This is a genomic window from Algibacter sp. (assembly GCF_049667265.1).
Lineage (GTDB): Bacteria > Bacteroidota > Bacteroidia > Flavobacteriales > Flavobacteriaceae > Algibacter_B.
This window is the reverse complement of the sequence record NZ_JBATHX010000022.1, coordinates 1-11,017: the sequence shown is the minus strand read 5'-3', so window position 1 is coordinate 11,017 and position 11,017 is coordinate 1. Positions and strand designations below refer to the sequence as shown.

11 protein-coding genes are annotated in these 11,017 nt (G+C 32.8%); 5 read left to right on the top strand and 6 right to left on the bottom strand.

Annotation, left to right across the window (positions count from 1 at the left end; all coding sequences use genetic code 11):
- Positions 1 to 137: 137 nt before the first annotated feature.
- The 3 genes from WBN21_RS00740 to smpB all read right to left on the bottom strand — a co-directional run bounded on the left by WBN21_RS00740 (position 138) and on the right by smpB (position 3,150).
- A complete protein-coding gene (locus WBN21_RS00740) occupies positions 138 to 2,030 on the bottom strand; it encodes a Xaa-Pro dipeptidyl-peptidase (RefSeq protein ID WP_424197404.1) in 1,893 nt (630 codons plus the stop codon).
- A gap of 33 nt (positions 2,031 to 2,063) precedes the next feature.
- Positions 2,064 to 2,615: a hypothetical protein gene (locus WBN21_RS00735; RefSeq protein WP_424197403.1), complete on the bottom strand. Its 552-nt coding sequence runs from the start codon at positions 2,613 to 2,615 to the stop codon at positions 2,064 to 2,066.
- A 76-nt stretch (positions 2,616 to 2,691) separates the two neighbouring features.
- Positions 2,692 to 3,150 carry an SsrA-binding protein SmpB gene (gene smpB / locus WBN21_RS00730; RefSeq protein WP_424197402.1) on the bottom strand — a complete coding sequence of 153 codons (459 nt, stop codon included), beginning with the start codon at positions 3,148 to 3,150 and terminating at the stop codon, positions 2,692 to 2,694.
- A gap of 174 nt (positions 3,151 to 3,324) precedes the next feature.
- Between smpB and WBN21_RS00725 the strand changes: the two genes are divergently transcribed.
- Positions 3,325 to 4,917, top strand: a complete 1,593-nt coding sequence (locus tag WBN21_RS00725; protein WP_424197401.1) for a S41 family peptidase — start codon at positions 3,325 to 3,327, stop codon at positions 4,915 to 4,917.
- 87 nt (positions 4,918 to 5,004) lie between these two features.
- The gene (lpdA, locus tag WBN21_RS00720; protein WP_424197400.1) at positions 5,005 to 6,405 is read left to right on the top strand and encodes a dihydrolipoyl dehydrogenase; all 1,401 of its coding nucleotides are present in this window, start codon (positions 5,005 to 5,007) and stop codon (positions 6,403 to 6,405) included.
- A 74-nt stretch (positions 6,406 to 6,479) separates the two neighbouring features.
- Here lpdA and WBN21_RS00715 read toward each other — a convergent pair whose 3' ends face one another.
- The 3 genes from WBN21_RS00715 to WBN21_RS00705 all read right to left on the bottom strand — a co-directional run bounded on the left by WBN21_RS00715 (position 6,480) and on the right by WBN21_RS00705 (position 8,842).
- Complete coding sequence (locus WBN21_RS00715) at positions 6,480 to 6,968, bottom strand: threonine/serine exporter family protein (RefSeq protein WP_424197399.1); 489 nt, start codon at positions 6,966 to 6,968, stop codon at positions 6,480 to 6,482.
- 1 nt (position 6,969) lies between these two features.
- Entirely contained in the window at positions 6,970 to 7,737 is a 768-nt protein-coding gene (locus tag WBN21_RS00710; RefSeq protein ID WP_424197398.1) for a threonine/serine ThrE exporter family protein, read from the bottom strand.
- A gap of 322 nt (positions 7,738 to 8,059) precedes the next feature.
- Positions 8,060 to 8,842 carry a S1/P1 nuclease gene (locus tag WBN21_RS00705; RefSeq protein WP_424197397.1) on the bottom strand — a complete coding sequence of 261 codons (783 nt, stop codon included), beginning with the start codon at positions 8,840 to 8,842 and terminating at the stop codon, positions 8,060 to 8,062.
- Positions 8,843 to 9,140: 298 nt separating this feature from the next.
- On the opposite strand from WBN21_RS00705, the gene WBN21_RS00700 reads away from it, so the two are divergent.
- Genes WBN21_RS00700 through WBN21_RS00690 form a run of 3 tightly spaced genes read left to right on the top strand, consistent with a single transcriptional unit; the run spans position 9,141 to position 10,761 of the window.
- The gene (locus tag WBN21_RS00700) at positions 9,141 to 9,716 is read left to right on the top strand and encodes an RNA polymerase sigma factor (protein WP_424197396.1); all 576 of its coding nucleotides are present in this window, start codon (positions 9,141 to 9,143) and stop codon (positions 9,714 to 9,716) included.
- Positions 9,716 to 9,895, top strand: a complete 180-nt coding sequence (locus tag WBN21_RS00695; RefSeq protein ID WP_424197395.1) for a hypothetical protein — start codon at positions 9,716 to 9,718, stop codon at positions 9,893 to 9,895. The genes WBN21_RS00700 and WBN21_RS00695 overlap by 1 nt, the downstream gene beginning before the upstream one ends.
- Positions 9,896 to 9,933: 38 nt before the next feature.
- Positions 9,934 to 10,761: a mechanosensitive ion channel family protein gene (locus WBN21_RS00690; protein ID WP_424197394.1), complete on the top strand. Its 828-nt coding sequence runs from the start codon at positions 9,934 to 9,936 to the stop codon at positions 10,759 to 10,761.
- Positions 10,762 to 11,017: the final 256 nt, after the last annotated feature.

Here is an 11,017-nt window from a genome sequence, read left to right as displayed (position 1 = left end):
TCCTTATTTTCTAGTTGATCAATATATGTTTTTAGTGGCGTTGAAGGTTCGCCAATATCCCAGCCTGTTTGGTTTTTCAAATAGCGTTCAGACCAAAATTTTTCTGTTTTTTCTGAATTATCAGGAGGAGTCATTTGTTAATTTTTAAAAGCTTCATCAAATGCTTCAGAACCACCAACAATAGGTAAATTTAACGTTGTGGCGTCCAAATCAATCGTTAATTCAGTTCCCGGATTTGGATGTAATGTGTATTCCTTATCACTTGAAAAAATGACTAAACCAATTTGTTGCCCAGCTTTAATAACTTGGTCATCTGGTTGTAAATCAAAAGTTAACGTATAAAACTTCCCAGGTTTTAAAGGCTCACTTTGGGTTAAGGATTTTGAGTTTTGAGGGTCTGCCCAGCCTCTCGTAATAATATTATCGGTAGTTTTTGCTCTTCTACTATCATTCCACGGAAGTGATACCAACCAAACCGATAAATTTGCGGCAGGTTTGTTACTTGCAAGTTTAACGGTAATTTGTGCTAAACCAGACACATGAATATCTTTTTTAAGTGTCGGTGTTACGTATAATAAACGATGATTTGTAATTTCTGCTCTTGCCAATGCTTCACCAGAAAAAGAATAATTATCAACTAAGGTTTCAATTCCTTGTTTTGATGATTTTACGGTAGTTAAACCGCCAGCTTTTGGAGCACCAGAAGTTAAGTGAAAGCTCACATTTTTTGCATCAGGATTAGGATAATCTTTGTAAGCTGTTGGTGCTTCCATTTTATCATCTTCGCGAACTATCCATGCTTTGTTTGGTTCATTTTCAATGCCATTATCAACACCATGTAAATAATGCGAGAACCATTTGTTCATCATACTAACTGGTGGTGGTCCACCATGCCCGTATTGGTGATAATAAATACCAGTTTCCAGTCCCATTTCTTTGGCCTTTTTGTAAATACGGTAGCTATGCTCAGGCATCACATTCCAATCATTAAAACCGTGCGACATTAGCATGGCCGCTTTCATTGGTGCCATATCGTTTAAATAATCACGTCCTGCCCAAAAATCGTTGTAATCACCTGTAATTCTATCCATGCCATTTTTCATTTCTGAATCTCTAACCATGGCATCGCTATAGGCTCTTTTGTTTTTAAAGGCTTTTGGCATATTAGCATCATTAATTTTCCCTTTGGTTTTTGGAACAAACGATTCCTCGCCACCGCTATGGATATAATCGTATAAAACATCAATATCTTCACCTAAATAACCACCAGGAGAGCGTACTAAACCATTTGATCGATAATAATGATAATAGGATGTGTTTGGTGCCACTGGAATAATAACTTCTAATCCTTCAACGCCTGTGGTGGCAGCAGCCAAAGGAATGGTGCCGTTGTATGAAGTCCCGGTCATGCCCACTTTTCCAGTACTCCAAAAAGCTTTTACTTCCTCATTGCCATAAGGTTCGGTGTAGCCTTTTGCTCTTCCGCATAACCAATCAATAACGGCTTTTGGTGCTAACGATTCGTTATCACCACCAACCGTAGGAGAGCCCTGTGATAATCCTGTGCCTGGAGATGATGAATGTACAACAATATAGCCTCTAGGAACCCATTGTTCAATTTGCGAATTTGAAATTATTGGGCGTTCACCTAACCGTGTTACGTCGGGGTGTACACGCTCTTCAGCCATATCACCCAATTCATGATTGACATCCCAAAACACACCCTCAACATCAGGTGCAACGCCCGCGTAATAAGGGCTGGATTCATAAACTACAGGTAGTTTTAAATTTTCTGTATCTGTTTGAATGGGTCTTGTAACATCCATATGTACACGGTCCAATTTCCCATCACCATCCGTATCAAAAGTTGTTTCAACAAATAAATCGTGTCTTATCCATTTTTCAGGTACATTAAAAGCTTCAACTATCTGTGCTTCACCATCTACAATAAGTGGTTTTGCTTCCTGTGCATTAATTTTAAATATAAAAGAGAGTAAAAATAATAATAGTATGTAGTTGTTTTTTAACATATCTGAAATTGTTAAGAATTATAAAAGTAAAGTTTAATGTAAGTATTTTTCTGGAATTGGGTTCTCCTCACTTTCCTGTGCCCAATAAATATTAACGATCCACCAACGTTCGCCATCATTAAATAATTGAATACTATTAATACCTCGCATAAACGGTTTATCTTCCGACTCACTATGAAACGCTTCATAACTGCTAAAAACTTGGGTAATATTACCAAAAGTATCAACCTTTCGATGTATTTCCTTTTCAAAAAAACCATTATCAACTAACCATTTACCTGAACTTTTAATATAATCGTCGGGCGACATATAGCGCACCAAATAATTGTCATTTCGATCTTTTCCTGAGGGAATTAATTTTGCATCAGGCTTAAATAGAAATTTAAATTGTTCCCAATTTCGTTTTATTCCTTTTTCACCTGAAATAACGGCATATAAGTTAGAAATCGTACTATCTAAATTTAATACTGCGGTACTATCCACTTGAAATTCGATAGTTTCTTCCATGTCTTTTTTAGATTCATTTTGAGCCTGAATATTAAAAGTCATGATACTCATTAATAGAAAACCTAATAGTTTTTTCATAATAAAAATTTTAAAGTGGGAAATTAGAAAATAATGATAATTATATGCGTTAAGAAATACTTAAATATAGAATTTACTATTTGTAAGCTTTCTTAACTCTATCTAAGTCGCGTTTGTTATCTCTATCTTTTATCGATTCGCGTTTGTCAAACAACTTTTTACCTTTTGCTAGTGCAATAACTAATTTCGCATAGCCTTTATCATTTATAAACAAACGCAACGGAATAATGGTAAGCCCAGAATTTTGAACTTCTTTATTCAATTTTTTAAGTTCCTTTTTATTTAATAGTAACTTTCTGGTTGCTTTTGGTCTGTGGTTGTAGTAGTTTCCAAAAGCATATTCTTGAATAGTCATATTCACAACAAATAATTCGCCATTTTCACTAAACTCGCAAAAGCTTTCGGCAATAGAGGCTTTACTGCTTCGTATGGATTTTATTTCGGTACCTGTTAAAACTATTCCAGCGGTGTACTTATCTAAAATTTCATATTGAAACCGTGCCTTCTTATTTTGTATGTTTATGTTTTTTTGCATGAAGCACAAAATTACATAAATTTATGTTCAGAGTGTCCTATGATTTTATTTAAAAGTTGAAGAAATTCAAATGAAAATGCAATAAGCTAAAAATTAAGAGGTTCATTTTACTACACATTCTTAAATTAGCGATAATGCGTTTTTTGGTTTACAATTACTAGTATTTTAGCCTTTATGAAGAAACTGTTTTTACTATTTACACTTTTCCTGCTATTTTCCTCCTGTAAAAGTGTTGAAAAGCATAATAAACAGATTACTAAGTTGCATTCAGTTGATGATTTACGAATTGATATCGATAAGCTTTACGGACAATTAAAGCGAAATCACCCGAAGTTGTATCAATATATTTTAAAAGAAGATTTAGATTTTAAATTTGATAGTCTAAAGAACGCATTAAATACACCAATAACATCAAGAGAATTATATAAAAACTTAGCACCAGTTTTAACGCTCATTGGGCAAGGCCATATTGCTGTTGGTAGCGCTGGTAAAAGGTTTACCAGAAAAGAGCAAAAAGTATTAAAGAAAAACCCCTTTGAATTTGACAATTTAGATTTTGATTATGTAGATGATAAGCTTTGGGTAAAACGCAACTTTGGTAAAGATTCAGGCTTAGTTGGTGCTCAAGTTGTAAGTTTTAATGGCGCGGAAGTTAAAGATTTGGCAGATACATTTAAAACACGATTTGCATCAGATGGATTTAATACCACCTTGCATAATCGATTTGTTGGTAAAGGATTTTCTAGGTTTTATGCAAAGGATCATGGGTTGGTAGATAGTTTGCAAGTTACCTTTAAAAATAAAGATTCCATTTTTTTGAGACACTATAAGCGTATTTATAAAATTGAAAAAGGCCTAGAAACAGATTCAATTCAAAGTAAAAAAGCAAAACCAATAAAATTATCAAAGGCAGAAAAGAAAGAAAATAGATTAGCTAAAAAGAAAAGAAGAAAAGATCATAGAAAATTCGGATTTATCTCAAAATCCAACGAATATACCCGAAATTTTAGTTTTATTGGGCAAGATAGTTCGGTAGCGTATATGAAAATTAGAAGTTTTTCTAATGGCAATTACAAGAAATTCTATAAAGAAAGTTTTAGAAAATTAGATTCAGCAAAAACCAAAAATTTCATATTAGATTTAAGAGATAATTTTGGTGGACGAATTCCAGAAGTTGACCATTTATATGCTTATTTAACCAGCGAAAGTTATGTGTTTATTGAGCCTAGCGAGGTAAATGGCCGATTGCCAGTAATTAAATTTTTATTAAGTAACGGCAACCCAGCGCTTTATAGAATTGTTGGAGCGCTCGCCATTGTGGAGCCTTTTACATTAGCTTGGCAATACAGTAAAACAAAAAAAGTAGATGGAAAACTGTATTTTAAAATGAAATATAATAAGCCGCGAAAACCAAATGAGTTAAATTATAAAGGCCATATGTATGTGCTAACAAACGGCAATTCCTTTTCGGCTTCCTCATTAATTTCTACACATTTAAAAGCAAATGAGCGTGCCACTTTTGTGGGCGAAGAAACTGGTGGTGCTCATAACGGATGTGTGGCAGGTTTTTATAGGATTTATAAATTACCAAATTCCAAGTTAAAAGTGCGCATGGGTTTAATGCAAATTGAAGCGCCACAAAAGCAAGAGCCTGATGGTTATGGCGTAAAACCCGACGTTATTATTTCACCAAATTTAACGGATGTTCAATCACATATTGACACAGAATTGGAGTGGATATTAAAAGATATTCATAAACAGGAATAATTTCTTCAAAAAAAGCCAGAATCCTTTATTGGCTTGAATCTTTATTTGTATTTTAGTTTTTTAAATAGAAAACTTCAAAATTATTATATGAATTCATACGATGTAGCCATAATTGGTTCTGGTCCTGGAGGATATGTTGCAGCCATTCGTTGCGCACAATTAGGCATGAAAACTGCCATTATAGAAAAATATTCAACACTTGGCGGAACATGCTTAAATGTAGGTTGTATTCCTAGTAAAGCACTTTTAGATTCTTCTCACCATTATGATGATGCGGTTAAGCATTTTGAAGAACATGGTATTGAAATTCCTGGTGATATTAAAGTGAATTTAGAGAAAATGATTGCTCGTAAACAAGCGGTTGTCGATCAAACTACTGGCGGTATCGATTTCTTAATGAAGAAGAATAACATTGATGTTTACCAAGGTATAGGAAGCTTTAAAGATGCTACGCACATTACTATTTCTGGAGACAAAAATACTGAGATTGAAGCAAAAAACACGATTATAGCAACAGGAAGTAAGCCTTCAAGCTTACCTTTTATTACTATTGATAAAGAGCGTATTATCACATCCACAGAAGCATTAAAACTTAAAGAAATTCCAAAACATTTAATTGTTATTGGAGGAGGCGTTATTGGCTTAGAATTAGGCCAAGTATATCGTCGTTTAGGCTCAGAAGTTACTGTGGTTGAATATATGGATCGCATTATTCCAACCATGGATGCAGGCTTATCTAAGGAACTAAATAAAGTTTTCAAGAAAGCTAAATTTTCAATGGAAGTATCACACAAAGTGAAATCTGTTGAGCGCAAAGGAAAAGAAGTTATCGTAAAAGCTGATAACAAAAAAGGTGAAGAAGTTGAGTTTAAGGGCGATTATTGTTTAGTTTCTGTGGGTCGTAAACCTTATACAGATGGCTTAAATGCTGAAGCTGCAGGAGTGAAGTTAGATGATAGAGGTAGAGTAGAAGTAAACGGACATTTACAAACATCGGCTTCGAATATTTATGCGATTGGCGATGTTGTAAAAGGTGCTATGTTGGCTCATAAAGCGGAAGAAGAAGGCGTTTTTGTAGCTGAAACTATAGCCGGACAAAAACCACATATTGATTATAATTTAATTCCTGGTGTTGTTTATACATGGCCAGAAGTTGCTGCTGTTGGAAAAACAGAAGAACAACTTAAGGAAGCTGGCGTAGATTATAAAGTTGGATCTTTCCCTATGCGTGCTTTAGGTAGAAGTAGAGCGAGTATGGATTTAGATGGATTTGTAAAAATTCTTGCCGATAAAAAAACAGATGAAATTTTAGGCGTACACATGATTGGTGCTCGTGCTGCAGATATGATTGCCGAGGCTGTTGTAGCTATGGAATATCGCGCTTCTGCGGAAGATGTATCGCGTATGTCTCATGCACATCCAACATTTACGGAGGCTATTAAAGAAGCGGCTTTAGCGGCTACTGAAGATAGAGCGCTACATATATAACTAGGTCCTGTGAAATCAGGAATTATAGATGTTTAAAGCAACTTTTTTCGGTTGCTTTTTTTGTTCAAATAACTTTAATTCTCGAGTTTCTTAACCGTATTTTTTCTCAAAATTAACATAGGCAATGAGATTCCTAGAGTTATTGATATCAAAATAAAAAACATGGTAAATCCGTTAGAAAAAATAGAATCAATAAGAGCTAATCTTTTCTCAACATCTTCTTCAATAAAGATAAAATTCATGACAGATAAAACCGTTTTATAGGCAAAATAACCAGGAATCATAGGTATTACCGGTGGTATACAAAAAACAACAGGCGGATGATGTATTTTATGTGCCAAAGGCATACTAACAACGCCAACAAAAATTACTGCAATTAAAGTTGCCAATACAATATTGAATCCAAAATTTAATAATGTAAATTTTATCAATCCAGCGGCAAACCCTAAAACAAAAACGGTAATCATAGTTTTTCTTGGGATGTTAAATAGTAAACCAAATCCCAATGCAGCTATTCCCGACCAAATAGCAACTTCTAATAATTTTATTATAGTTTCCAGCATATTAATTTAATTGATAAATGAGCATGGTAATAAATAAGCCTAAAGTTATAGCAAGAACTATCATGAGGCCGGTAGTAATACGTACCAAACCATTAATTATATTATTGTTTAATAAATCTGTAAACGAATTAATTAAGGCAACTCCAGGTACTAAATAAAGTACGGAAGTTGCTAATGCCGTTTCTGGATGTGCGCCAATATTGTAAACAATTCCTAATCCAGCACAAAGAGAGGCAATTAACGAACCTAAAAATATTCGCATGTACACGTTATAATTTACTTTATGGGTTAATTGAAACACAAGCAGACCTATAAACGTGCTTATAAAAGCAACCAACATGTTTAAATAATCGCCTTTAAAAATATTGCAAAAACCTGCTCCAGCTAAACTAACCGCTATAAGAACCGTTAGTTTTGAGTATCTTTTAACGTTTCTTATTTTTTCTATTTCATCAGAAATTTGTTCCAACGTCCAATTCTCAGTTACTGCGCTCCAACTAGCTCTACTAATATCAGAAATCACAGAAAAATTAATGGCATGGGCGGGAATGTTTTTTACCCGTGTGCAGCTGAGCGTGGAATCTTCTTGATACAACGTCATGATTATGCTTTTATGACTTATAAAGCATGAGGTTTTAAAATTTAAAGCCTCAGCAAATCTGTTAACACTTAAATTTATTCTTATAGTATTAGCTCCCGAAACCATGAGAAGCGAAGAAATTTCTAGAAGTAAATCGGTGGCTTTTATAAGTTCTTTTGAAGCATCCATAATATCTTAAAACACAATAAACAGGTGCAAATTTAATCTATTACATTTTTATTTAAGCCAACAAATCAAACTAAAATAGTATTAAAATGAAAACTTCTTAAAGATGAACTAGAAGAGACTGATTTGTCATTAAAATAGTAACTTTTAATTAACAATTGAAATGATGAATAGAGATTTATAGTTTGTTTTTATCCGAGAAATCCAATAAAAATAAACCCTGAATATCCTGAAAAGATTATAGAATTAACGGGTATAGTTGCTAATAAAATCCAGACATTCACTTTAAAAAATAGAACAGAAAATTTCTACATTAAAATCAACCTTAAAATAACTCATTCAAAACCTGAGCCAAACGAATCCCAGCAATTTGCAACTGGCTTCTAACCGTAGTAAAATAATCATAAGAATATCTATATCTTAAATTCTCTCCAGGTTCTGTGGATACATATACCTTTTTTGTTAACTGATGCGTTTCATTAACCCAATCAATTACCGATCCTTCTTGGATAGCTTTCACCTGTTTTTTCGTTAAATAATCAGCATTTTCAGCAAGTTCGTCATAACTCATATCAAAACTTTCAATCATTTCAGAATCCCAAACTCTGTGAAGGTTTGAATCTTCATAAAACCATTGTACTTTAAAATCGTTTCCACCTTTATCTTCCTGTAAACCAATATGCATAGGTTGATGTAAATCGCCAATTAAATGAATTAAAAGTTTTAGATAAAATGCCTTATCATCATCAGAGGAATTTTTGTCAGTTATAATTTTTTTGCAATACGCTATTCCGGTAACCAAATCGCCTTTAGGGTTTACTTCAGAATCTTCATAATTACCATCTAACGGGATATTTATATAATGCCAGGTATAAAACTCATTATAACGATTATCAGATTTTATTTCATCGGCAAAGGTTGAAACAAACGCCAAGGATTTTCTTTTTAGTAAACGTTTTACTTCACGTTTAGCTTTTCCACATAAATAATCATCGGCTATTTTACCAACTACACGATGCCCGGTTTGCCCCCAAAAATCGTCAAAAGCATGACTTTGTAATGGTAAAATAAAAATAGTTGCAAGTAAACAGGTCAATAAGAATTTCATAAACTAAATTTTTAGCTAATTTATGAATATCAATGAGAAGAATTAATAATAAAAATTAAGTTAACAAAATTTTATTAATGTTTGAATAATTCATGAGGATAGCCCGACTAAGCAAGTTGAAAGTTATAATCCCATTTTTTAAACAAAGCTAGCTATTTGAATAATAGATGCATAGCTATAAATGACTCAATTTGAAGGGTTTTTCGTAATATTTTTATTTTTTTTTGTAAATCTTGTGACTCTTTTAAAAAGAACGTGTCTAATAATAATAATAATAACTAAATAGCGAAAGCTAATTTTGAAAACCCTCAACAACATTAATAAACTATCTGATGAAGATTTGGTAGAAGCAATAGTGAAAACAAAAAACACATTGCTTTTTGAGGTGTTGTACGATAAATATGCTGGATTAGTTTATAATAAATGTTATGGTTTTGCAAAGGATGGCGATGAGGCAAAAGATTTAACACAAGATGTATTTTTAAAACTCTTTGTTAAATTAGGTAGTTTTAAAGGGAAATCTAAATTTTCAACTTGGTTATACGCATTTACATATAATCATTGCGTGAATTATGTAACTAGAAATACGGCTAAAAAATTTGAAAAGCAGTCGGTTGATTATACAGATATAGAAAACCTTTCAGAAGAGGAAGCCGAAGATGAAAGCTTCTTAACTATGAAGGTTGATAAATTAAAAGTAGCCTTAGAGCTAATTTCTCCTGAAGAGAAAATGATTTTGCTTTTAAAGTATCAAGATAACCTTTCCATAAAGGAAATTGTAAATGCTTTAAGTATTGGGGAAAGTGCAGTAAAAATGAGAATAAAACGCGCCAAGGATAAATTAGTAACTGTTTATAAAGAAAACAATAATTAGTGGACAATCCATTCAAACATATAGACCAGCCGCTTAAGGAGGTTCCTGAGGAACTTAAGGCAAAGGTTATGAGTGATATTGCCATGGCAAAACTCGTAATGGAGTTGGCTGAGTTGTTTTCCTATAACGTTGGCGATGTTTTAGAAACCGTTATGAGAAGTAGAAAACAAAAAAAATAAAATAACAACCACAAGTAACCCTAACAAACTAATAATAAATGGATAAAGCATTAAAATGGAAAGATATGGCCATGGAATCTCTAACAAACATGTGGCTAGAAATTTCTAAAATATTTCCTAATATCATAGGCACCATAATCGTGCTGGTTTTTGGGTGGCTTTTAACAAAGCTTATTGTAAAAATTATCAAAAAAGCTTTAAAACTAGCAAATGTAAGTAAGTTAGATGATGCTGTAAATGAAATTGAAATTTTAGAAGGTAAAAAACTGAATTTTGATACCGTAAAAGTTGTATCAAGTTTTGTTAAGTGGGTGATGTATATCATGCTATTAATTATGGCTTCAGATATAATGAATTTAACAATGATTTCTGAGCAAATTAGCGCTTTGTTGGGCTTTTTACCACAATTATTTGCTGCATTAGTCATATTTACTGTAGGGTTATTATTAGCCAACCTAATAAAAAAAGGTTTAAAATCGTTTTTTGAATCCATGGATTTGTCAGGGGCAAAAATGATAAGTCAGGTGGTGTTTTTTATCATTTTAATATTCGTTTCTATCACCGCTTTAAATCAAGCTGGGATTGATACAGAAATAATTACAAGCAACTTAACCATGATTTTAGCGGCCTTTTTACTGGCCTTTGCATTAGCACTTGGTTTTGGATCCCAAAAAGTTGTAGGCGATTTGTTAAGAACGTTTTACACCAGAAAAACCTATGAAATAGGACAAAAAATAGGGTTTAATAACATAAACGGAACCGTTGAATCAATTGACGGTATAACAGTTACTATAAAAACAAAAGACGGAAAATTAATAGTTCCAATTAAAGATATTGTAGAGAGTCAAGTAAGTATACAGGATTAACTTTAAGTTAGGGTTAAAATTTGGTTGGTTACTTTTCTGTAAACCGAAAAACTCTCTACATCTTACACTCCCTTTTCACCCGATAAGTCATCGGGATTGAAAAGGGATTTTTATTTAGATAGCATAAAATAATGTATTTCTTACAGTAAAATATACGTTTTATCGTTGCTTTATGTTTTTAATCAGATTTCGTATATTTTTTTGTTTCAAAAATTCAAACAATTATTGATTCTATACTATTGTGGTAGTTGTAACC

Bases quoted from the DNA above. Each gene is read 5' to 3' on its own strand.
- WBN21_RS00740 (WP_424197404.1), bottom strand. From the start codon at position 2,030: ATGTTAAAAAACAACTACATACTATTATTATTTTTACTCTCTTTTATA.
- WBN21_RS00735 (WP_424197403.1), bottom strand. From the start codon at position 2,615: ATGAAAAAACTATTAGGTTTTCTATTAATGAGTATCATGACTTTTAAT.
- smpB (WP_424197402.1), bottom strand. From the start codon at position 3,150: ATGCAAAAAAACATAAACATACAAAATAAGAAGGCACGGTTTCAATAT.
- WBN21_RS00725 (WP_424197401.1), top strand. From the start codon at position 3,325: ATGAAGAAACTGTTTTTACTATTTACACTTTTCCTGCTATTTTCCTCC.
- lpdA (WP_424197400.1), top strand. From the start codon at position 5,005: ATGAATTCATACGATGTAGCCATAATTGGTTCTGGTCCTGGAGGATAT.
- WBN21_RS00715 (WP_424197399.1), bottom strand. From the start codon at position 6,968: ATGCTGGAAACTATAATAAAATTATTAGAAGTTGCTATTTGGTCGGGA.
- WBN21_RS00710 (WP_424197398.1), bottom strand. From the start codon at position 7,737: ATGGATGCTTCAAAAGAACTTATAAAAGCCACCGATTTACTTCTAGAA.
- WBN21_RS00705 (WP_424197397.1), bottom strand. From the start codon at position 8,842: ATGAAATTCTTATTGACCTGTTTACTTGCAACTATTTTTATTTTACCA.
- WBN21_RS00690 (WP_424197394.1), top strand. From the start codon at position 9,934: ATGGATAAAGCATTAAAATGGAAAGATATGGCCATGGAATCTCTAACA.